This window comes from Vibrio sp. 10N.261.52.C2 (assembly GCF_041471425.1).
GTDB lineage: Bacteria > Pseudomonadota > Gammaproteobacteria > Enterobacterales > Vibrionaceae > Vibrio > Vibrio crassostreae_C.
Genome location: NZ_JBFROH010000033.1, coordinates 25889 through 46838 on the forward strand (window position 1 = coordinate 25889; position 20950 = coordinate 46838).

Below are 20950 nucleotides of genomic sequence, written 5' to 3' on the forward strand. Positions count from 1 at the left end.
CAGGCTAGTTCCATGTGAGTTGTAGATTGAGATTCAGCCTTTTCATGTGTAGCCGGAATAACAATGAATGTTGTCCAGTTCGCAACGACATTTAGGTCGCAAGTATCCAATTAGGAAGGACAAGGAGAGATCTTTTGAAAAGATTACTGGTTAGGCTAGCGTGGCTTTTGAAGAGTTTTGTTGTGCTTTTAGTATCGCCTTTAGTGCACGCTAGCAGTAATTACAACATGACTCAAGGCGTCACTGAGATCAGTGGTAAGGTGTATGAACTTCATATGCTGATCTTCTACATCTGTTGTGCGATTGCCTTTGTTGTTTTTGGTGTGATGTTTTATTCGATTTTGAGGCACAGGAAATCGAAGGGCGCAGTTGCTGCCCATTTTCACGAAAGCACGAAAGTCGAAATTCTTTGGACCATCATCCCTATCATCATTCTCATCGCAATGGCGATACCCGCCACCAAAACCTTAATAGCGATGGAAGATACCTCCCAATCAGATCTGACCGTTAAAATCACCGGGTCACAATGGAAATGGCATTACAGCTATTTTGGTGAAGACGTCGAATTTTTCAGCCTTCTAGCGACCAGTGACAAAGAGATTGAAGGCCTCGAAGTGAAAGGCGCGCATTACCTGCTAGAAGTTGATAAGCCGCTGGTACTGCCTGTTGACCGTAAAGTCCGTTTCTTGATGACTTCCGATGATGTGATTCACTCATGGTGGGTGCCAGCATTCGCCGTTAAGAAAGATACCATTCCGGGCTTTATTAATGAGGCTTGGACTAAGATAGATGAGCCTGGTGTTTACCGAGGGCAGTGTGCAGAGTTGTGTGGTCGTGCCCATGGTTTCATGCCGATCGTGGTGCATGCCATGGAAGAAGATGAGTTTGACGCATGGTTAGCGGAGCAGAAAGAGTTAGCGATAGCCGAACAACAAGCCGCAAAAGATGCATTAGATGCGTCACTTTCCTTGGCGGAGTTGAATACCATCGGTGAAGAGGTTTACAAAACTCGATGTGCGGTTTGTCACCAAGCAAACGGTGAGGGCATTCCTGGAGCATTCCCTGCCATCAAAGGAAGTCCTATTGCCCTTGGTGATGTGGATGTTCATATCGACACAATTGTTTATGGTCGTGGCGGTACGGCGATGCAAGCATTCGATAATCAGTTAACCGAGAAAGAGATCGCAGCGGTAGTAACTTATCAACGAAACGCTTGGGGTAATGATACCGGCGATATTGTTCAGGCCTCAGATATCAACGCTTATAAGGCGAAGCAAGAAGGCAGTTCTGAAAGCTCAACGGATGATGCACAAAATGATGCTAAGGATCAGTTATGAGTTCACCTATCAATAAGCCGGTGAAATCGGCTCCAGCAGAAGATCAAGTACTGAGCCATTCTGCGGAAGGCACCTTGGGCAATAATGATTTGCCTGTTGATGATCACGATTCACATGCGGCACCTAAAGGCTGGGCTCGTTGGCTGTATTCAACCAATCATAAAGACATTGGTACACTTTATTTGTGGTTCAGCTTTGCAATGTTCTTAACGGGCGGCGCAATGGCGATGGTGATCCGTGCGGAGCTGTTCCAACCGGGTTTGCAACTCGTTGAGCCAGATTTCTTCAATCAGATGACTACAGTCCATGGTTTAATCATGGTATTCGGTGCCGTAATGCCTGCATTTACGGGTTTGGCTAACTGGATGATTCCGATGATGATCGGTGCACCAGATATGGCGCTGCCGAGAATGAACAACCTCAGTTTCTGGATCTTGCCTTTTGCGTTTCTAATCTTAATCGGATCTTTGTTTACAGAGGGTGGCGGCCCGAGCTTTGGTTGGACCTTCTACGCGCCACTCTCGACAACTTATGGCCCAGACAGTACCGCGCTATTCGTATTCTCAGTTCATATTATGGGGATCAGTTCGATCATGGGGGCGATTAACGTCATCGTAACCATAGTGAACATGCGCGCTCCGGGTATGACTTGGTTCAAGCTACCGATGTTCGTATGGACATGGTTAATTACCGCTTTCTTGCTGATAGCCGTGATGCCCGTTCTCGCGGGGGCTGTGACTATGGTATTGACTGACAAGTATTTTGGGACTAGCTTCTTTGATGCCGCTGGTGGTGGGGACCCGGTGATGTTCCAGCACATATTCTGGTTCTTTGGGCACCCCGAAGTGTACATCATGATCTTGCCATCTTTTGGTATTGTCTCAGCCATCATCCCTGCATTCAGTGGTAAGCGCCTGTTTGGTTATCACTCGATGGTTTATGCGACCTGTAGTATCGCACTGTTGTCATTCTTGGTTTGGGCACACCACATGTTCACCACGGGTATGCCAGTATTTGCCGAACTGTTCTTCATGTATTGCACCATGTTGATAGCGGTGCCGACCGGTGTGAAAGTCTTCAACTGGGTAGCGACCATGTGGCGGGGTGCTTTGACCTTTGAAACACCAATGCTGTTTGCGATTGCCTTCATTGTTTTGTTTACGATTGGCGGGTTATCTGGATTGATGCTCGCTATCGTGCCAGCTGATTTCCAATACCACGATACTTATTTTGTTGTGGCTCACTTCCATTATGTTCTGGTAACCGGTGCCGTGTTCTCGATTATGGCTGCTGCCTATTATTGGCTGCCTAAGTGGACCGGACATATGTACGACCACAAGCTCAGCCTGTGGCATTTCTGGACGTCGGTGATTTCAGTTAATGTACTGTTTTTCCCGATGCACTTTTTAGGGTTAGCGGGTATGCCGCGTCGTATTCCTGATTATGCGATTCAGTTTGCTGACGTTAACCAAGTCGTGTCGATTGGTGGTTTTGCGTTTGGGTTGTCTCAGCTAATTTTCTTATGGCTAGCGATTAAGTGCGTAAGAGGGGGAGAGCCTGCGCCAAGTAAGCCTTGGGATAGAGCTGAAGGTCTTGAATGGACAGTACCAAGCCCTGCGCCTCACCACACCTTTACCCATCCGCCGAAAGTGGATTAGAGGGCAGAACCATGAGTGATAAGCAAAGCGATCCCAATCAAGATAAAAAACAACCTAAGCGCCTGTCTAATAAGCGATCGACCAAAAAGCTGACGGGCTACTTGGTGTTGAGCGTGGTTGCGATGTTTTGCTTCGGTTTCGCTTTGGTGCCGCTCTACGATGTCATGTGTGAGGCCTTAGGCATCAATGGCAAAACTAATACTGTTTCAGCGGTGCAACCTCAGGGAATGCAGCCAGACTACTCTCGTACGGTTCGAGTCGAATTCATGTCCCACATCAAGCCAGATATGCCATGGCAGTTTTCGCCTGAAGTTCGAGTGTTAGAGGTTCATCCTGGTGAGGTGGTTCAAACTAACTACATTGCCAAAAACCTTTCTGGAGCCTCATTGGTTGGCCAAGCCGTACCGTCGGTTTCTCCAGGTATGGGGGCAACCTACTTCAATAAGATGGAATGCTTTTGCTTTAATCAGCAGCCATTGGACGGACACAAGAGCGCAGAAATGGGTTTGATATTTTACATTGAGCCAGATATTCCAGAATCGATACATACGCTGACGCTCTCTTACACATTATTCAATATCACGAATGAGGTGGGTGCTGCGGCCAATAAATCTGAGCCTAACGCACTCGCAAGTAACTAGGAATTTACAGAACCAGTATCAACATAAGGAGTTGAGCGATGAGTTCTAAAAAGGAAGTTTATTTCGTTCCACATCAAAGCCACTGGCCATTGGTGGGTGCTGTAGCACTGTTTTTGGTCGCGGTTGGCGCTGGCTTGACGGTGCAAAACATGGGTACCGACGCCGCAGGTGGTGTGTTTGGCAAAGCGGTGTTGTTAGTCGGGTTTGCTGTGCTGCTTTACATGCTCGCAGGTTGGTTTAGCAATGTGATCACAGAATCATTGAGTGGTCTCTATTCTGAGCAGATTTCTCGTTCTTTTAGACAAGGAATGAGTTGGTTCATCTTTTCCGAAATCATGTTCTTTGGCGCTTTCTTTGGCGCGCTTTTCTATGCTCGAATGATTTCTGTGCCTTGGATTGGTGGTGCGGGCAATAATGAAATGACCCATGAAGTATTGTGGCCGATGTTCCAATCAATTTGGCCACTAACGACGACCCCTGATGGCGTAACGACACAAGCCATGCCTTGGCAAGGTATCCCGCTTAAGAACACCATTATTCTGCTGCTTTCCTCTGTGACGCTGCACATGGCACATATCAGTCTTGAACAAAATAAGCGTATGGCTTTGATCGTGTGGTTGGAGATAACCATTGTTCTGGCTGGCTTCTTCCTGTTCTTCCAAGTTGAAGAGTATCTTCACGCTTATCAAGAGATGGGGCTGACACTTCAGTCTGGCATCTACGGTAATACCTTCTTTTTGCTGACTGGGTTTCATGGCTTACATGTCTGTTTAGGGACGATCTTTTTGATTGTGTTGCTGGCAAGGGTTACGAAAGACCACTTCACTCCGAAAGACCACTTTGCGTTCCAAGCGGGCAGTTGGTATTGGCACTTTGTTGATGTGGTTTGGTTGGGCCTGTTTGTGTTTGTTTATGTACTTTAACGATTGAGCCTATAGGGGATTAATAGGGGCGAGGGTTGGGAGTTATCACTCCTGATCCCAGAGCAAGTAATAAAAGTAGCACGACAACGGCTGACCACATGACACGACGCCCCAAGAAGTAACTGAGTCTTTTTCCATTGTGTTTGCCCGAGGCGATTTGGATTAGGCCTTTCATCAAATTGAAAGCGATAAAAAACAGCAAAGCGACCAAGACGACTTTAAATAACAGAACAAAGGTAGATGACGCCATAGTGATAACTCCAAACCGATTGATTGATGATGAACACAAGTTCCGCAGTAAAGGTTTTTGGATAGCGGTTGTTTTAACTGTGGTTTCAGTCGGCGCTTTAATCAAGTTAGGTTTGTGGCAACTCGATCGTGGTAACGAGAAATTACGTTATGAACAGCAATTAGCTGAGAGAGCACATCTCTCGTCACAACCTTTAGGTGTCGTTATTTCTGAGTTGCGAGAGCTGGATTTATCTGGTCAAGAGTCATTAAATCCTCAAACCCTAAACGGGTTAAAGGCTGATGTTGAATTAGTCAATACGAGCGGCTTGATGCTCTTGTTAGACAACCAGATAAGCCAAGGAACGGTAGGGTATGTGATTTACATGTTGGGTGAGGTTCGCTTTGAAGATGGAAACCAGTCCTTAGTGGCTGAAAAACAGTTGTTGATCGATCTTGGGTTTGTTCCGGCAAGTAATGACAGAAGAGAACTACCGCAATTAGGAAGTATCACTGTACCAACCAAAATGTCAGGGCGCTTGTATACACGCTCAATTAACCCTTTAAGTCATGAGTTGGGTTTAGAAAATACGACACCGAATAGAATCCAAAACCTAAACATAGCAGCGTTATCACAGTATACAGGAAAAGAAGTGCTGCCCTTTGTCTTCCAACCTCAGAGTTTAGATTCATGGCCCTATGAAATGTTATGGCGTCCAACGGCGATGAGGTCTGAGAAGCATTTTGGTTACTCATTTCAATGGTTTGTTATGGCTGCGGTACTTTTGTTTTTGATGTTGTTGATTGGCTATCAGTACCTAAAAGCAACACCTATCACGAGGAATAAGGATGGATAAATCTCAAGCACAAGTGAACAGGGAAATTACCGAGGCAAACATGGCTGAGCTCAGAAGCCGTCGTACTAAAGGACGCTTGGTATTAATCGGACTCGTTTTAATTTTCGCTTTGCCAGCCATTATCGCCAAAACTGTGTTGGATCAGAATTGGTATACGTCAGGTGTCACTAACTCAGGCGAATTGGTAGAACCAAGAATTACACTAGCGGATTTTGGCGTAACGGTACCCATGGCAGGAGAGGGTTGGGTTGTGGGGTATATCGCACCGATGGAGTGCGAAAGCTTGTGTGAACAACAGCTTCATTATTTGAATCAAAGCTACTTAGCGTTAGGGAAAAACAAAGAGCGAGTGACCGCCGTTGTTTTCGTCTCAGAAGGTAACTCGTTGTCGGGTTCGCTCAACAAGCCTGATTTATCTTTGTTAGCTGGTGGTGATCAGTTAAGCACCGAGTTTTCGCCGGCTTCCATTGTCATTATTGACCCGCTAGGACAGTTGGTTATGGAGTACAAAAGCGTGTCGGAACCGTCGCAGTTAGTCGGGCAATCCAAAGGTATGATTCATGATTTAAGAAAGCTACTTAAGCTGTCTCGAGTTGGGTAGTTGATGGCGCAAATGCTTGAGCTTAAGCAGCGAAAGGGAATAAGTATAGGGAGATAAGTGATGCAGAATAAAGCCCCTGATTTACTGATGCTTGTGATGAGATTAACTATCTTGTTAACCCTTACCGTGATTGTTCTCGGAGCTTATACACGCCTGTCTGATGCTGGCCTTGGCTGTCCTGACTGGCCGGGTTGTTACGGTAAGATCACCGTTCCGTCTGATGCCCAAGCGGTGAGTCAAGCCAATCTGCAATTTCCAGAGCGAGCTCTTGAAGCAGACAAAGCGTGGATAGAGATGATCCATCGCTACTTTGCAGGAACATTAGGGTTGCTTATCTTTGTCGTTGTAGCTTGGTGTATTAAAAAGAACATCACACCAGTTGGTCTTCCATTACTTATCTCTGCCACTGTGATTTTTCAGGCTTTGCTTGGAATGTGGACGGTGACTCTTAAGTTGATGCCCGTTGTGGTTATGGCGCATTTGATGGGGGGGGTCACGTTGCTGTCACTGTTGTGTCTGCTCTACTGCCGTTTGTCTCAATTCCAAAGCCGTTTTGGCGAGGCTTCTTATTCTCCAACACTTAAATTTTGGGCGTTGTTTGGGTTACTCATTGTGGTTGGGCAGATACTGCTTGGTGGTTGGACATCGTCAAACTATGCCGCTTTGGTGTGTACCCAATTGCCTATTTGTGAAGGTAACTGGATGAGCTACCTCGACTTCAAAAATGCGTTCGATTTTGCTCAACATGGACACGATAACTATGAGTTTGGTGTGTTGGGATATCCCGCAAGGCTCACCATCCATGTCATGCACAGGTTCGGGGCTATTGTGGCTACGTTAACGGTGCTGATGATCGTGTACCAGTTATGGAAGTTTGGCCAAGCGCCTCACCAAAAGCTGAGCGTGATTGTCGCAATAGTCTTGTTTACTCAAATCAGTCTTGGGATCAGTAATGTATGGTTTCATCTGCCAATTTCAGTCGCGGTTTTGCATAACCTAGTCGCAGCGATGTTGCTCATCAGCATGGTTGTAACCAATTTTGTCGTGTGGCAACGCAAACCAAGTCAGAGCTTGGTGAAAAACAGTGTATTACAAGGAGGTAATCATGGTCAGTAGAACGTCAACACAGTATGAAGTGGTGGCTCAAGACGCAGCCTTAACTCATAAGATAGCAGCCAACAATGACATAGCTTTAAGTAGCGAAATTGCTGCAAGAAACAAAGCCACTTGGAAAGTTTATTTAACGCTGACCAAGCCTAAAGTGGTGGCTTTGATGTTGCTGACGGCATTGGTTGGGATGTGCTTGGCCGTGCCGAATGGATTGCCTTTGCAACAAACTGTGTTCGGAATGATTGGGATAGGGTTAATGGCAGGTTCAGCGGCTGCGTTTAACCACTTGATCGATAAAAAGATCGACGGCCAGATGACTCGAACAAATCGACGCCCTTTACCATCCGGTGAACTGAGTAGTGTGCGTGTGTTCAGCTTTGCCGCGGGTATCGGCTTACTTGGCTTTGCCACGTTAATGGTGTGGGTCAATCAACTCACCGCTTGGTTAACCTTTGCAAGCTTGTTGGGTTACGCAGTGATTTATACCATGTACTTAAAACGAGCGACGCCACAAAACATTGTGATCGCAGGGATCGCAGGCGCAATGCCTCCGCTGTTGGGCTGGACGGCGGTTACCAATGAACTGCATTCAAATGCTTGGTTGTTGGTGATGATCATCTTTATTTGGACACCTCCTCATTTCTGGGCGTTGGCAATTCATCGTCGTGATGAGTATGCCAAAGTGAACATCCCCATGTTGCCTGTGACTCACGGAATCGAATACACCAAGACGTCTATTCTTCTGTATACCTTTTTGCTTAGCATCGTGTGTATATTGCCTGTATTGGTTGGCATGAGCAGCTGGATATATCTGAGCGCTTCATTGGTGCTCAACGGCGGGTTTGTTTATCACGCTTGGCTACTTAAATATCGTGATGAGCCCAATATGGCGATGAAGACCTTTAAGTTCTCCATCTATCATCTCATGATCTTGTTTGTTGCTTTGTTGGCGGATCATTATTTGCTCTGATAGCTCTGTACAGATTAAACAAGGTCATCCCCATATCAAAACCAAACCTTTGGTTTCCACTAACCGAACCCTGACACGCCATGTATGAAAAACCGGACAATTGATTGGTATGAATTATATAAAGGAGCCGGTATGGAATTCACAGAACTAGACAGAGACGCCTTGTATCAAACGTGGATGTCACAAAAATCGAGAATGCGAATTACGCAGATGGAGTTTTCAAAAATGCTAGGCATGAACCAGCTTGATTTCTCAAGAGTACTAAGAGGGGAGACGCCATTAACCATGTCTTTCATTAGTCATTTTTGTCGTTTACTTCATTTGGAACCAAGGAATGTATTCCCCTCGCTAAAAGAGGGCAATGAATCGGGGCCTAAAGTGGTCTACCTGAAAAGTAGAATGAGTGTTGATGGTGAGATCCAAAATGCTTATATTGAAGGAAATCAGGTAATTGTAGAGTACGCACACACTGTTCAACATGATTAATTTTAGAGTTAGCTCTGATTTTTAACCCCCTTTTTCTACAACCTTTTCACATAGGGTATGTCATACTTAATTAGATTCCTTAATTTTGACTAAGTGCGTTATGAACCCTTTAAAAGTCCTTTTGCTTGTTGCAACCAGCATTTTCTTGCTTGGTTGTGCAGGCGGCCCAATTAGAACCGCTACTAAATTTACCAGCTACGAAGATTTTCAGGCTGGGCCTGACGGAGGCGTCGACTTGGTTTGGGCAAGGGTTGGGCTACGTGACGCGCAGCGTTTGAAATCCAAGTTAGATGACTACGATTCTGTAGTGATCGACCAAATTTTTGTTTTAGCAGAAGAAGGTTCGTTGGATCAGGAAGAGATTCAGGAACTCACTGAGCACATGGTTGCGCGCTTGGAAGATAAAATATCGCCTCATAAAACGATTGTCGATGAACCGACAGGAAAAACGCTCCGCTTGAGTATCGCTCTGAGTAACGTTGAAACGCCCAATCCGATCTTAGCTGTAACGAGCAGCGTTCTGCCGTTTGGCCTTGCGATGTCAACCATATCTAAGGTCACGACTGGTGAGCACACCAATGTTGGGAGTGCGAGTGTAGAGTTATTGGTCAGTGATGCTCAAGAGGGCACACTACTGTTTGCAGCCATCGACCGTGAAGCGGGTAACAAAGATTTTTCAACCATGATTGATTCGCTGGATGATGCGAAAGACGCGATCAACTATTGGGTTGAACGTTTAGGTGATACTCTACACAACATAGATGACGCATAGTAAAGACCGAATAATGCTAGAGAAAGAGAACCTGATTAAGTTGGCTCGAATGCAGATGCCATTTGGAAAGTACGCGGGTCGTACACTGATTGACTTACCTGAAGAATATTTGCTGTGGTTTGATAAAAAGGGATTCCCGTCTGGTGAACTCGGCGATTTATTGAAACTGTGCCTTGCTCTGAAAATTGAAGGGCTTGATAGTGTCGTCAAGCCATTGAAAAGAATGTAATTAAATAAAAGCTCACGCTGATCACGTGAGCTTTTTTGTTTTTGAGTTCGACACAATTTTACATGCATGATGTAGCTTGAAGAATGGCTCTTCTTACCTTGCTATAAAATACGCAATCGATAGCGTGTAAATAATGGTATACAGGGTGTTTTAAATATAAAACACAAAAAAAATTGCGTTTATTTTTAATTAGTGATTGAAACTAGAGTTTTTACTAGTTAAGTTACAGGGAACAAGAAGATTAGTGCTGATAGAAAGTGACGTGAGACAACGTACATTCAGCTCAAGGATAGAAAAAAGGAAGAAGTAAGCAATGTTCCAGACTGATGATGTAAGAATTAACAAAGTAAAAGAGTTATTACCCCCTGTTGCTGTTTTAGAAAAGTTTCCAGCGACAGAAGTTGCTTCTTCTACAACCTTTGAAAGCCGCAAAGCGATCCACAATATTTTAGAAGAGAGCGATGATCGCTTGCTTGTTATTGTCGGCCCATGTTCTATTCATGACACAGAAGCTGCTCTTGAGTACGGTAAACGTTTGAAAGTGTTGCGCGACGAACTTGGTGATAACCTTGAAATCGTAATGCGTGTTTACTTTGAAAAACCACGTACAACTGTTGGTTGGAAAGGTCTAATCAATGACCCGTACATGAACGATACGTTCAAGCTAAATGATGGCCTTCGTCTAGGACGTAAGCTACTGCTGGACCTAACTGACATGGGCATGCCAACGGCAAGCGAATTCCTAGACATGATCACGCCTCAATACGTTGCTGACCTAATCAGCTGGGGTGCAATCGGCGCACGTACTACAGAATCTCAAGTTCACCGCGAACTGGCTTCTGGCCTATCTTGCCCAGTTGGATTTAAGAATGGTACTGATGGCAACATCAAGATTGCAACAGATGCTATTCGCTCTGCTAGCGCTTCTCACCACTTCTTATCAGTAACTAAGTACGGTCACTCAGCTATCGTTGAAACAGCAGGTAACCCTGATTGTCATATCATCCTACGTGGTGGCAAAGAGCCAAATTACAGCGCAGAACACGTTGGTAAGATTAAAGAAGAGCTAGCAGCTTCTGGTCTTCCACAAAAAGTGATGATCGATTTCAGCCACGCAAACAGCTCTAAGCAGTTTAAGCGTCAAATGAACGTATCTGATGACGTAAGCGCACAAATTTCTGGTGGCGACAAAGCTATCTTTGGTGTGATGATTGAATCTCATCTTGTTGAAGGTCGCCAAGACCTGGTTGAGGGCAAAGCTGCAACGTACGGCCAATCTGTTACTGATGCGTGTATTGGTTGGGAAGACACTGAAACAGTACTTCGCCAGCTGGCAGACGCTGTTGAAGCTCGTCGTAACAAATAGACTAATTACAGTCAGCGATTAAGCTACTGAAAATTCAAAGCCCTTAGTTAGCAACAGCTAATAAGGGCTTTTTTGTGGATCTTAGTTGAAAACTGGAAGTGTCTGTATTCTTAAATGAGAAAAGACAGTAACTCGTCGACTTTAAGTGACAGTAAAGCTTTATCTTGTTTGGTTTCAACGTTAAGGCGTATTAATGGCTCGGTATTGGACTTTCTTAAGTTGAAGCGCCATGAGCCCATATTCATGCTGATTCCGTCTGTGTGATCGATCTCAACGGCATGATCTTGGTAGTGCGATAACACGCAAGCCATGACCTGCTCTGGGTCTGAGACTCTTCGATTGATCTCCCCGGAAGAGGGGAATCTATCTATACTAGTACTCGTTAATTGGTGAAGAGATTGTTGAGTTTTCGACATCAGCTCGATAACCAATAGCCAAGGAATCATGCCTGAATCGCAATACCCAAAATCACGGAAATAATGGTGCGCACTCATTTCACCACCGTACACAGCGTTTAATTCTCGCATCTTCTCTTTGATGAGCGCATGCCCAGCTTTGACTGCAACAGCCTTCCCACCAAGCTTATTGGCGACTTCAATCGTGTTCCATGTCATACGCATATCGTGCAACACTGTGGCGTTAGGCTCTTTTAACAAAAATGCTTCAGCGAGCAACCCGACAATATAGTAACCCTCAATATAATTGCCTTTTTCATCAAAGAAAAAGCAGCGGTCAAAATCACCATCCCACGCAATCCCTAGATCGGCCGAATGTTCTAGCACAGCATCTCGAGTCGCTATTTGGTTTTCTATAATCAATGGATTGGGAATACCATTAGGGAAGTTTTCGTCAGGAGTATGGTGAACCTTGATGAAGGTGATAGGGGCACTGAGTTCGTTAAATTTCTTCTCTAAAGCATCAATGACATGTCCTGCAACCCCGTTTCCTGAGTTAACTACAATCTTCATTGGCGAAAGCTTAGAAGGTGATATATAGGAGAGTAGATGGCCTACATAAGGGGCGAGAACACTGGTTGATCTACTAGAGTTACTTGGTTGTGCATGAACGAACGGTAAATTGCAGTTCAGCTCTTGATTAAGTTCTTCAATGCGTCGTTTGATTTCATCTAAACCACTGTTTTTACTGATGGGGCTAGCGTCTACACCGATCAATTTCATTCCGTTGTAATTGATTGGGTTATGGCTAGCTGTGATTTGTATTCCGCCAATCGCTTTTAGGTGACGAGTCGCAAAGTAGACTTCTTCAGTGCCAGTCATCCCAAGATCAATGACGCTTATCCCGGATTCGATTAAGCCTGCAGTAATGGCTTCTTGCAGTGACAAAGACGTTTCACGGTTATCTCGACCAATAACGACTGGAGGCCATGCACTTAGGGTCTTGGCATTTCCTAACAGGAGATATTCACCAAACGCCTTTCCAAGCAGATAGGTAAACGGCTCATTGATTTGGCTACCAATGATGCCGCGAATGTCGTTGTTCTTAAAGCAGCGAAGATCTAATGTTGGTTTCATTTGATTGTCGCCGCTTCTATTTCAATTTTTTGTTCTGAGACGACGAAGCTTGTTCGCTTCGAACATCTCGCCCATAGCTGTCTCGATATCGAATGATATCGTCTTCACTTAAATGGCTGCCGGTTTGAACTTCAATCATTTCAAGAGGTGTCTCGCCAGGGTTCTCTAGGCAGTGGATGTGACCTAAAGGGATGTAAGTCGATTGATCTTCTTCGACGAGATAGGTTTTCTCATCGTTGGTCACTTTTGCAGTGCCAGCTACTACTATCCAATGTTCCGCTCTATGATGATGCATCTGAAGTGAAAGCTGATGACCCGCTTTTACGGTGATACGCTTAACTTTGTCTCGCTTTCCTAAATCAATCACATCGTATTTACCCCAAGGTCTAAATACCTCACGGTGATGAATATGCTCTGTTCTACCTGCTTGATTTAGTTGACTAACAATCGATTTTACACCCTGAACCTTGTCTTTGTTCGCAACCAATATTGCATCTTTGGTCTCGACAATAATCAGGTTATCGACACCTACAGTAGCAACTAGCTTGTTTTCAGCATGGATGTAGTTGTGTTGAGAGTCGACGGTTAACACATCACCTTCAATGACGTTGTTATGCTCATCTTTGTCGCTTACATCCCAGATAGCAGACCATGAGCCAATATCATTCCAACCGACATCCATCGGGATCACAGCTGCGTGCGAGGTTTTCTCCATCACGGCATAATCGATGGAATCACTCGGACTGCTTTTGAATGCTTCAGCGTCTATACGGATAAAGTCGAGGTCGGTATTTTGCTTTGCAAGAGCGAGTTTACAAGCCGCTAATATCTCAGGGTGGTGTTCGGCGAGTTCTTCAAGATAGCGTGATGCCTTAAACATGAACATGCCACTGTTCGATAGGTACTGTTCTGAGCGAATGTATGCTTCTGCGGTTGCTTTATCGGGCTTTTCTACAAAGCACTCAATGTTGTAAGCATAATGGGTTGGTTGGTCTGTAGTGTTGGTTTCTAGTTGTAGACTAGAGACAAGAGGTTGCCCTTGTTTGATGTAGCCATAGCCAGTCTCTGGAGCATTTGGGGTTATACCGAATGTCACCAGTTTGCCTTGTTTTGCGTAATCAACACCACGGTTAATCGATTGTTGGAATTCAGAGGTTTTAGCGATGTGATGGTCGGCAGCAAGCACTAATAAGATTGGGTCAGCCGTTTCTCCTTTAGTGCCATGAGACTTGGTCAAAGCTTGCAAGGCTGCAAGTGCGATGGCTGGCGCAGTATTTCTACCGACAGGTTCTAACAAAATGCCACTGTGCAGGACGTTAGCTGAGCGAATTTGTTCAGCGGCGATAAAGCGATGCTCTTCATTACAGATAATGAATGGCGCATCGCAGCTGCTATCCGCTAGGTGTGCGTCGATACCTTGCAGGCGTTGAAGTGTTTGCTGAAGCATCGATTGTTCGCCAGCAATATTCAGGAATTGCTTAGGATAGAGCTCTCGAGACAGTGGCCAGAGGCGGCTTCCAGAGCCGCCAGCTAGGATGACAGGTAAAATCATAGAGTGGTAATTGTGTGCATTAGAATACTGCCATCATATTACCACGCTTCACGCTTATTACTTATCGATAACCAAGAAGGATGTTGACTATCGATGACCTTCTGTAGGGGAGTTCAACATATCTTTGGGATCGCTAACATTCTGATTATCGCCTAGGCTTTGAACGCTGTTATGACCTTGAACATTAGAAAAATCTTGAGGGTCAATCTTGAGTGTCTGTGTTGGGAACGCGATGTCTGCATTGTGTTTATGAATAATCGCCAGAACCTGTAACAGAACGTCTTGCTTCACTTTGTGGTACCTGATCCAGTTGACCGTTTTTGTGAAGGTATAGATAAAGAAGTTCAGCGTTGATGGCCCAAATTTGTCAAAGTTAACGATCAACGTCTGTTTGGCATCAATATCTGGGTGGGCCTCGAGCATGGTTCTTACATCATCAACAATGAGCGCCAATTTGTCTGCATCTTGATAACGAAGACCAAAGGTTTCATTGATTCTACGATTCAACATTCTCGATGGGTTCTCTACCACAATACTACTGAACACCGAATTTGGAACGTACAAAGGACGCTTATCAAAAGTGCGGATAATCGTCATGCGCCAGCCAATGCGTTCGACAGTACCTTCGATTTGACGATCGGGAGAGCGTATCCAATCACCGACTTTAAAAGGGCGGTCGAAGTAAATCATCATGCCACCGAAGAAGTTCGACAGTAGATCTTTAGCGGCTAAACCGACGATTAAACCACCGACACCACCAAAGGTAAGCAAACCCGATAGGCTCAGCCCAAACGCCTGCATGATGGTTAAGCCACCCATCACCATAAAGAACAGTCGAGCCACCTTTGCGATAGCCTGTACTGTGGTTTCGTCTCTGGTTTTTTGCTCTAAGACATACTCTTCAGAGTTACTGATCATTCGCAGCGTAAACCAAACAAACGTAGATATGATCAGTATGTGTTTAAGTGTTCTTAGCCAGTTGATTTCATTACCAAACTGGTCTTGAAGAATCAAGCCAACAGACACGGTAGCAGGCCAGCACCAAAGCAACGTACTGACAGGTGTTTTTAAGGCCTCTAGCAGTAGGTCATCCCAATGAAATTGGGTTTTTTTGACCAAGATTTCCAGGCGATTATGGACAATTCGCCAAGCGACCCAAGCGAAAAAACTCGCAATAGTGATGAATAGGACGCTATTTGCCCAATCGCTATGGCTCTGGTTGATGTAGGTTTGTACTTGGGTTATGAATTCATTCATTGTGTGTACTGCCGCAGAAATTATGGGTTAGAAATTAGCAGAAATCACTTTTGTTCTCTACCTTTATAAATCAATCGATTAGCTGACAATTGTATCTCTATATGGATATATAGTCGTTTTTTTGTATGAAGACAATTTTGTTATTTGTTTTCGATGCTACGTAGCTTTGTAAGTGGAGTAATAAATGAGTGACAAACAATATGCAGTTATCGGCTTAGGGCGTTTTGGGTTATCTGTATGCAAAGAGCTACAAAGTTCAGGGGCGCAGGTGCTCGCTGTCGATATTGATGAAGAGCGAGTGAAAGAAGCGGCTAATTTTGTTTCACAAGCGATTGTTGCGAACTGTACGAGCGAAGAGACAGTTAAAGAACTAAGGCTGGACGATTACGATATGGTGATGGTGTCGATTGGCTCTGATGTTAACTCCAGTATTCTAACGACGCTAGTGGTAAAAGAATCAGGCGCAAAAGCCGTTTGGGTGAAGGCGAACGATAAGTTTCACGGCAAGATTCTTTCTAAGATTGGTGCCGATCATATCATCATGCCCGAACGAGACATGGGTATTCGCGTTGCGCGTAAAATGTTGGATAGACGCGTTCTTGAGTTTATCGATCTTGGCAGCGGTTTAGCGATGACGGAGATTGTTATTGGTTCTAATTTGTTGGGTAAGAAACTTGGCGACCTTAAGCTGTGTAAAGAAAATGGTGTTGAAGTACTTGGCTTCAAGCGAGGACCGAACCTAACTAAAGCTCCAGAACTGGATGTGAGTTTAGAAATTGGGGATGTGGTGATCATCGCTGGGCCGAAAGAGACCTTATCTAGAAAGCTACGCAATTGGTAATTGGCAATAAGGTAACAGTATGAATTCGTTAAAACGAAAAGGTACTTTCTACACGCTTAAGAGTGATAAAAAGCCACGTAAAGGCTCTGAACCTAAGATTATCCTTACGAGCTTCTTAGGCGTACTTATCCCCTCTGCAATATTGTTGACGATGCCTGTATTCTCTGTGACAGGCCTAAGTTTTACGGATGCACTGTTTACAGCAACCTCGGCGATCAGTGTGACAGGATTAGGTGTTGTCGATACCGGTGAGCATTTCACCTTGGCGGGTAAAATCTTACTGATGTTCTTGATGCAAGTCGGCGGGTTAGGGCAGATGACTCTATCTGCGGTACTGCTTTACATGTTCGGTGTTAGGTTAAGCCTTAAACAACAAGCACTCGCGAAAGAAGCGCTTGGCCAAGATCGTAAGATTAACCTTCGTAAATTGGTTAAGAAGATCATCATCTTTGCATTAGTGGCTGAATTTATCGGTTTTGTATTGCTCTGCTTCCGCTGGGTACCTGAGATGGGATGGTCAACGGGCAGTTTTTATGCTCTATTTCATGCGATATCTGCATTCAATAACGCAGGTTTTGCACTGTTTTCAGACAGTATGATGAGTTTTGTTGATGATCCGCTGGTGATCTTCACCTTAGCTGGCTTGTTTATTTTCGGTGGGCTAGGCTTCACAGTCGTCGGCGACCTATCGAGTAACTGGCGTAAAGGTTTTCGACATCTTCATTTACACACCAAGATTATGCTAACCGCCACTCCGACTCTATTGTTGGTAGGTACGGTATTGTTCTGGCTGCTAGAAAGAAATAACTCAGCAACCATGGAAGGGTTATCGACTCAAGGACAGTGGCTAGCCGCATTTTTTCAGTCGGCAAGTGCTCGTACTGCTGGCTTTAATAGTGTTGATTTGTCTCAATACACTCAGCCTGCATTGTTGGTAATGATTGTACTGATGTTGATTGGTGCTGGTTCTACCTCAACGGGTGGTGGTATTAAGGTTTCGACCTTTGCCGTCGCGTTTGTCGCAACTTGGACCTTCCTGCGTCAGAAAAAACATGTAGTGATGTTTAAGCGAACCGTAACTTGGCAAGCGGTAACAAAGTCATTGGCCATTATTGTGGTAAGTGGGGCGTTATTAACCACCGCGATGTTTTTGTTAATGCTTACTGAAAAGGCAGCGTTTGATCGAGTCATGTTTGAGGTGATTTCTGCCTTTGCAACGGTTGGTTTAACAGCTGGCTTAACCGCAAACCTGACTGAGCCCGGTAAATACATCATGATTGTAGTTATGGTGATTGGACGAATCGGACCTTTGACTTTGGCTTACATGTTAGCTCGCCCTGAGCCTTCGTTGTTGAAATACCCAGAAGATACGGTGTTAACGGGTTAATAAGATTAACAGGCTAAGGTTAACCCTTCTTGTTAGTGCGTTAGAAAAACAAAGCCAGCGAATATGCTGGCTTTGTTTTTTAGAGGTTTATAGTCAGTTTTTGAATTCTTAGCCCTCGAATAATCCCACATATTCTTCGTAGCCTTCGTCTACCAGTTTATCCGCTGGAATAAAGCGCATTGCGGCTGAGTTCATGCAGTAGCGTAAACCTGTTGGCTTTGGACCATCTTTAAATACATGTCCTAGGTGAGAGTCACCAAATTTACTGCGAACCTCTGTTCTCGGGTAAAGCAGCTTGTAGTCAGTAGTCGTTACGACATAAGCCTCGCTGATTGGCTGTGTAAAGCTCGGCCAACCTGTACCTGATTTGTATTTGTCTTTTGAAGAGAACAATGGCTCACCAGTCACGATATCAACGTAAATACCTTCCTCTTTGTTATCCCAGTATTTGTTGTCAAATGGGCGCTCAGTAGCGTCTTCTTGCGTTACATCGTATTGAAGTGCTGTAAGCTTCGCTTTGATCTCTGCATCAGACGGTTTTACGTATGTTTTAGCATTCGCTGTCGCATTCTTACTGTCGATGATCTGACGTAGTGTTTTAGGGTTGTCCTTTCTATCATCACCGAAGATTTTATCTAAATACTGATCACGACCTGAAGCGTAACGATAGTAGTTATAACGAACCTTACTCTTCTTGTAATAATCTTGGTGGTAATCTTCTGCTGGCCAGAACTTCTCAAATTTTATCAGTTCTGTTTTTAGTGGTGCACCAAAGATATTAGCTTTGTCGATCTCCATCATGAAGTTCTGAGCAACATCTTTTTGTGCTTGGTTATGATAGAAAATAGCCGGTCGATAATGACGGCCTCGGTCTACAAAAGAACCTTTGTCATCGGTTGGGTCGATGTGTCGGAAGAATTGGTCAAGAACCTGTTCGTAGCTAACCACATCAGGGTTATAGGTCACGTTGATCACTTCGATGTGACCTGACTTACCCGAAGAGACCTGTTTGTAGGTTGGGTTTTCTAGTTCACCGCCAGAATACCCAGAGATAACGTCGGTGACGCCTGTCAGCTTTTCTAGGTCGGATTCTGTACACCAAAAACAACCACCCGCGAGTGTCGCGATTTCACTATTACCTGAATTAGCTGTTTTATCCATTGTATTGGCAGTGCCAGTCTGGCTTACAAACAGCGAAATCAGTGGTAGCGCAACCACGAGTGATACCAATATTTTAGATAATTTATTCATAGATACCTCATCTTGACGTTCTTCTCATTCGATTTTGAATGTACGAATAGAGACAGGTTTTAGATGGAAAAAATTGCATCATTCATGAAAAAAATATGTTATCGAGAAAATCTTGCTCATAAATGCCGCCAGTAGTAGGGTGTAGGCATTGATGTAAAATAATAGATAATGATGACGTTTTCGTACATCTAAGGAACAGCATGCAAGCAGAAGTTAAATGGGTCGAAGGTTTTAAATTCTTGGGTCAATCTCAATCAGGCCACTCTATTGTCATGGATGGCAGCGGTGGTGCAACGGCGCCAAGCCCGATGGAAATGGTTCTTATGGCCGCTGGTGGTTGTAGCTCTGTTGATGTCGTCGATGGATTGAAATCTGCTGGTCAAAGCATTACAGGCTGTAACGCGAAACTTGAAACGACACGTCGTGAAACCGCGCCAAAAATCTTTACTGCGATTAACATTCACTTTGAAGTTTCAGGTGACAACCTTGATCCTAAGTTGGTTGCAAAAGTATGCGCTGATTCATTGGAAAAGTACTGTTCAGTGTGCCTAATGCTAGGTGCAGGCGTAGAAATGACGCACAGCTGGGAAATCGTCTAGTCTTCTGGCTGTATAGCTTGGCTTTGAGTCGTTACTTTTCGGCTTATGAGCAAACATAGATAAAGAAAGGGAGGAGCACTTAGCAGTGCTCCTCCCTTGTTATTAAGGAAGTCGTTATTACGTTAGAATACGATTATTCCACTGTTTCAATGATAACTTCTTCAACTTGAACATCTTCTTGGTACTCGAAGCTTGGGATTGTTGCTTCCACACGACGGTTTTGAGCACGACCTTCAGCCGTATCGTTTGATGCGATTGGGTTTTCTTCCCCTTCACCAGAAGCGGTAATGCGATCAGCTTCAATACCTTGCTCTTCGATGTATGCTGCTACTGCTGCCGCACGTTTCTTAGAGATCATCATGTTGTACTCAGCTGCACCTGTTGAATCTGTGTGACCAACAATGTTAACGGTAGACTGAGGGTATGTTTGTAAGACTTCCACAATTGGCTGTATAGCGGCTTTACCTTCGTCTGAAAGTTCTGTGCTGTTAGTCGCAAATGTACCTTGAGAGAAACTCTCAGTTTGCGCTTTGGTAACCACTACCTCCGCTTCCTCTTCAACGACCACAGCTTCTGGCTCTGTGATTGGTTCAGAAGGTGCTTGAGTTACAGCCGCCGCAGAAGCTGCAGCCGCTGATGCGGTTGTATTACCCGTGCCGAAATTGTAGCTAAGACCTACTGTGACAAGGTTGGAGTTTAGGTCTTGGATGATCTTATCGTCAAAATCATCGAAGTATTGGTATTCCACTCTCAGCGCCCAATCGTCTGAAAGCTGTTTCTCGGCACCGATACCTAAGGCTAAAACAACGTCGTCTTCGTCATCGTGCATGATGTAAGCAGGACCTGCTTTAAAGAAGATATCAAACTCTTGTTTAATCGCTAGTCGATACATTGGGCTTAAAGAAATGGCTACGATAGAATCGCTGTATCTTTGAGTCGCTCCGTTGTTGTTAAAGCTGGTGTCATAATCACCTAAGTAATCTGCATTCAATTCTAGAGCAATGTTATCGGTAAAGTTGTAACCACCGTAAATACCGCCCGCCACTGAATCATCTTCACAATCAATGTTGTCGACACAAGCGCTATCTAGCCAACCCATGCCAACTTTTGCGCCTACGTATGTCGTTGCGGCAATTGATGGAGCAGCAGCGAAACCTGAAGCAGCTATCACAGCACACATGATTTTTGACAATTTTTTCATAATCTTATCCTTGGATTAACTCTTATTGTTATCTGAATGAGCCTTTAAAGCGACGACTTACTGATTGGGACACTGCAACAGTAGATCGTTCAAGGCGTAGATTCAGGTCGAACCTATCTTGGAACTGTTATTACATTGTTAGTACAGTTGCT

At 44.6% G+C, this 20950-nt stretch carries 21 protein-coding genes; 15 read left to right on the forward strand and 6 right to left on the reverse strand.

Annotated elements, in window-relative coordinates:
• Window positions 1-134 precede the first annotated feature (134 nt).
• Genes coxB through AB4307_RS13865 form a run of 4 tightly spaced genes read left to right on the forward strand, consistent with a single transcriptional unit; the run spans window position 135 to window position 4559 of the window.
• Window positions 135-1337, forward strand: coding sequence for a cytochrome c oxidase subunit II (coxB, locus tag AB4307_RS13850; RefSeq protein ID WP_372132096.1), 1203 nt, complete (start codon window positions 135-137; stop codon window positions 1335-1337).
• Window positions 1334-2995: a cytochrome c oxidase subunit I gene (gene ctaD / locus AB4307_RS13855; protein WP_017061756.1), complete on the forward strand. Its 1662-nt coding sequence runs from the start codon at window positions 1334-1336 to the stop codon at window positions 2993-2995. Before coxB ends, ctaD begins: the two co-directional genes overlap by 4 nt.
• A gap of 11 nt (window positions 2996-3006) precedes the next feature.
• Window positions 3007-3636, forward strand: coding sequence for a cytochrome c oxidase assembly protein (locus AB4307_RS13860; protein WP_372132098.1), 630 nt, complete (start codon window positions 3007-3009; stop codon window positions 3634-3636).
• 38 nt (window positions 3637-3674) lie between these two features.
• Window positions 3675-4559, forward strand: a complete 885-nt coding sequence (locus tag AB4307_RS13865) for a cytochrome c oxidase subunit 3 (protein ID WP_372132100.1) — start codon at window positions 3675-3677, stop codon at window positions 4557-4559.
• Window positions 4560-4578: 19 nt separating this feature from the next.
• Here the strand turns inward: AB4307_RS13865 and AB4307_RS13870 are convergent, their stop codons facing one another.
• A complete protein-coding gene (locus AB4307_RS13870) occupies window positions 4579-4809 on the reverse strand; it encodes a DUF2909 family protein (protein ID WP_017066085.1) in 231 nt (76 codons plus the stop codon).
• Between AB4307_RS13870 and AB4307_RS13875 the strand changes: the two genes are divergently transcribed.
• The 8 genes from AB4307_RS13875 (at window position 4697) to aroG (ending at window position 11178) form a co-directional block, all read left to right on the forward strand.
• The gene (locus tag AB4307_RS13875) at window positions 4697-5644 is read left to right on the forward strand and encodes an SURF1 family protein (protein WP_136982409.1); all 948 of its coding nucleotides are present in this window, start codon (window positions 4697-4699) and stop codon (window positions 5642-5644) included. The genes AB4307_RS13870 and AB4307_RS13875 overlap by 113 nt on opposite strands.
• Window positions 5637-6245 (forward strand): redox-active disulfide-containing membrane protein, encoded by a 609-nt coding sequence (locus AB4307_RS13880; RefSeq protein WP_017061753.1) that lies wholly within the window; start codon window positions 5637-5639, stop codon window positions 6243-6245. The genes AB4307_RS13875 and AB4307_RS13880 overlap by 8 nt, the downstream gene beginning before the upstream one ends.
• Before the next feature lie 60 nt (window positions 6246-6305).
• Window positions 6306-7361, forward strand: a complete 1056-nt coding sequence (locus AB4307_RS13885; protein ID WP_372132102.1) for a COX15/CtaA family protein — start codon at window positions 6306-6308, stop codon at window positions 7359-7361.
• Window positions 7351-8325, forward strand: coding sequence for a heme o synthase (gene cyoE, locus AB4307_RS13890; protein ID WP_372132104.1), 975 nt, complete (start codon window positions 7351-7353; stop codon window positions 8323-8325). The genes AB4307_RS13885 and cyoE overlap by 11 nt, the downstream gene beginning before the upstream one ends.
• A 132-nt stretch (window positions 8326-8457) precedes the next feature.
• Window positions 8458-8811 carry an XRE family transcriptional regulator gene (locus AB4307_RS13895; protein WP_372132106.1) on the forward strand — a complete coding sequence of 118 codons (354 nt, stop codon included), beginning with the start codon at window positions 8458-8460 and terminating at the stop codon, window positions 8809-8811.
• Window positions 8812-8911: 100 nt separating this feature from the next.
• A complete protein-coding gene (locus tag AB4307_RS13900) occupies window positions 8912-9583 on the forward strand; it encodes a DUF3313 domain-containing protein (protein WP_229648181.1) in 672 nt (223 codons plus the stop codon).
• Window positions 9584-9596: 13 nt separating this feature from the next.
• Entirely contained in the window at window positions 9597-9812 is a 216-nt protein-coding gene (locus AB4307_RS13905; protein ID WP_004730103.1) for a DUF3820 family protein, read from the forward strand.
• Between the two features lie 313 nt (window positions 9813-10125).
• Entirely contained in the window at window positions 10126-11178 is a 1053-nt protein-coding gene (aroG, locus tag AB4307_RS13910) for a 3-deoxy-7-phosphoheptulonate synthase AroG (protein WP_017061746.1), read from the forward strand.
• A 110-nt stretch (window positions 11179-11288) separates the two neighbouring features.
• Here the strand turns inward: aroG and AB4307_RS13915 are convergent, their stop codons facing one another.
• The 3 genes from AB4307_RS13915 to AB4307_RS13925 all read right to left on the reverse strand — a co-directional run bounded on the left by AB4307_RS13915 (window position 11289) and on the right by AB4307_RS13925 (window position 15519).
• Window positions 11289-12710 carry a phosphohexomutase domain-containing protein gene (locus AB4307_RS13915; protein WP_372132108.1) on the reverse strand — a complete coding sequence of 474 codons (1422 nt, stop codon included), beginning with the start codon at window positions 12708-12710 and terminating at the stop codon, window positions 11289-11291.
• A 16-nt stretch (window positions 12711-12726) separates the two neighbouring features.
• Entirely contained in the window at window positions 12727-14262 is a 1536-nt protein-coding gene (locus AB4307_RS13920; RefSeq protein WP_372132110.1) for a mannose-1-phosphate guanylyltransferase/mannose-6-phosphate isomerase, read from the reverse strand.
• 87 nt (window positions 14263-14349) lie between these two features.
• Complete coding sequence (locus tag AB4307_RS13925; protein WP_017094663.1) at window positions 14350-15519, reverse strand: mechanosensitive ion channel family protein; 1170 nt, start codon at window positions 15517-15519, stop codon at window positions 14350-14352.
• A 184-nt stretch (window positions 15520-15703) separates the two neighbouring features.
• Here AB4307_RS13925 and AB4307_RS13930 point away from each other — a divergent pair, with 184 nt between their 5' ends.
• Together AB4307_RS13930 and AB4307_RS13935 are read left to right on the forward strand one after the other, a co-directional pair.
• Entirely contained in the window at window positions 15704-16360 is a 657-nt protein-coding gene (locus AB4307_RS13930) for a potassium channel family protein (protein ID WP_372132112.1), read from the forward strand.
• Between the two features lie 19 nt (window positions 16361-16379).
• The gene (locus AB4307_RS13935; RefSeq protein WP_017065604.1) at window positions 16380-17747 is read left to right on the forward strand and encodes a TrkH family potassium uptake protein; all 1368 of its coding nucleotides are present in this window, start codon (window positions 16380-16382) and stop codon (window positions 17745-17747) included.
• A gap of 108 nt (window positions 17748-17855) precedes the next feature.
• On the opposite strand, the gene msrB is transcribed toward AB4307_RS13935, so the two are convergent.
• Window positions 17856-18998, reverse strand: a complete 1143-nt coding sequence (gene msrB, locus AB4307_RS13940; protein ID WP_372132114.1) for a peptide-methionine (R)-S-oxide reductase MsrB — start codon at window positions 18996-18998, stop codon at window positions 17856-17858.
• 200 nt (window positions 18999-19198) lie between these two features.
• On the opposite strand from msrB, the gene AB4307_RS13945 reads away from it, so the two are divergent.
• On the forward strand, window positions 19199-19597 hold the full coding sequence (locus tag AB4307_RS13945; RefSeq protein WP_371720962.1) for an OsmC family protein: 399 nt from the start codon (window positions 19199-19201) through the stop codon (window positions 19595-19597).
• 133 nt (window positions 19598-19730) lie between these two features.
• On the opposite strand, the gene AB4307_RS13950 is transcribed toward AB4307_RS13945, so the two are convergent.
• On the reverse strand, window positions 19731-20798 hold the full coding sequence (locus AB4307_RS13950; protein ID WP_102428795.1) for an OmpA family protein: 1068 nt from the start codon (window positions 20796-20798) through the stop codon (window positions 19731-19733).
• Window positions 20799-20950 lie beyond the last annotated feature (152 nt).

What these genes read in the sequence shown, in the direction of transcription:
- ctaD (WP_017061756.1), top strand. Translation starts at nt 1,334, where the DNA reads ATGAGTTCACCTATCAATAAGCCGGTGAAATCGGCTCCAGCAGAAGAT.
- AB4307_RS13860 (WP_372132098.1), top strand. Translation starts at nt 3,007, where the DNA reads ATGAGTGATAAGCAAAGCGATCCCAATCAAGATAAAAAACAACCTAAG.
- AB4307_RS13865 (WP_372132100.1), top strand. Translation starts at nt 3,675, where the DNA reads ATGAGTTCTAAAAAGGAAGTTTATTTCGTTCCACATCAAAGCCACTGG.
- AB4307_RS13870 (WP_017066085.1), bottom strand. Translation starts at nt 4,809, where the DNA reads ATGGCGTCATCTACCTTTGTTCTGTTATTTAAAGTCGTCTTGGTCGCT.
- AB4307_RS13880 (WP_017061753.1), top strand. Translation starts at nt 5,637, where the DNA reads ATGGATAAATCTCAAGCACAAGTGAACAGGGAAATTACCGAGGCAAAC.
- AB4307_RS13885 (WP_372132102.1), top strand. Translation starts at nt 6,306, where the DNA reads ATGCAGAATAAAGCCCCTGATTTACTGATGCTTGTGATGAGATTAACT.
- cyoE (WP_372132104.1), top strand. Translation starts at nt 7,351, where the DNA reads ATGGTCAGTAGAACGTCAACACAGTATGAAGTGGTGGCTCAAGACGCA.
- AB4307_RS13895 (WP_372132106.1), top strand. Translation starts at nt 8,458, where the DNA reads ATGGAATTCACAGAACTAGACAGAGACGCCTTGTATCAAACGTGGATG.
- AB4307_RS13900 (WP_229648181.1), top strand. Translation starts at nt 8,912, where the DNA reads ATGAACCCTTTAAAAGTCCTTTTGCTTGTTGCAACCAGCATTTTCTTG.
- AB4307_RS13905 (WP_004730103.1), top strand. Translation starts at nt 9,597, where the DNA reads ATGCTAGAGAAAGAGAACCTGATTAAGTTGGCTCGAATGCAGATGCCA.
- aroG (WP_017061746.1), top strand. Translation starts at nt 10,126, where the DNA reads ATGTTCCAGACTGATGATGTAAGAATTAACAAAGTAAAAGAGTTATTA.
- AB4307_RS13915 (WP_372132108.1), bottom strand. Translation starts at nt 12,710, where the DNA reads ATGAAACCAACATTAGATCTTCGCTGCTTTAAGAACAACGACATTCGC.
- AB4307_RS13920 (WP_372132110.1), bottom strand. Translation starts at nt 14,262, where the DNA reads ATGATTTTACCTGTCATCCTAGCTGGCGGCTCTGGAAGCCGCCTCTGG.
- AB4307_RS13925 (WP_017094663.1), bottom strand. Translation starts at nt 15,519, where the DNA reads ATGAATGAATTCATAACCCAAGTACAAACCTACATCAACCAGAGCCAT.
- AB4307_RS13930 (WP_372132112.1), top strand. Translation starts at nt 15,704, where the DNA reads ATGAGTGACAAACAATATGCAGTTATCGGCTTAGGGCGTTTTGGGTTA.
- AB4307_RS13935 (WP_017065604.1), top strand. Translation starts at nt 16,380, where the DNA reads ATGAATTCGTTAAAACGAAAAGGTACTTTCTACACGCTTAAGAGTGAT.
- msrB (WP_372132114.1), bottom strand. Translation starts at nt 18,998, where the DNA reads ATGAATAAATTATCTAAAATATTGGTATCACTCGTGGTTGCGCTACCA.
- AB4307_RS13945 (WP_371720962.1), top strand. Translation starts at nt 19,199, where the DNA reads ATGCAAGCAGAAGTTAAATGGGTCGAAGGTTTTAAATTCTTGGGTCAA.
- AB4307_RS13950 (WP_102428795.1), bottom strand. Translation starts at nt 20,798, where the DNA reads ATGAAAAAATTGTCAAAAATCATGTGTGCTGTGATAGCTGCTTCAGGT.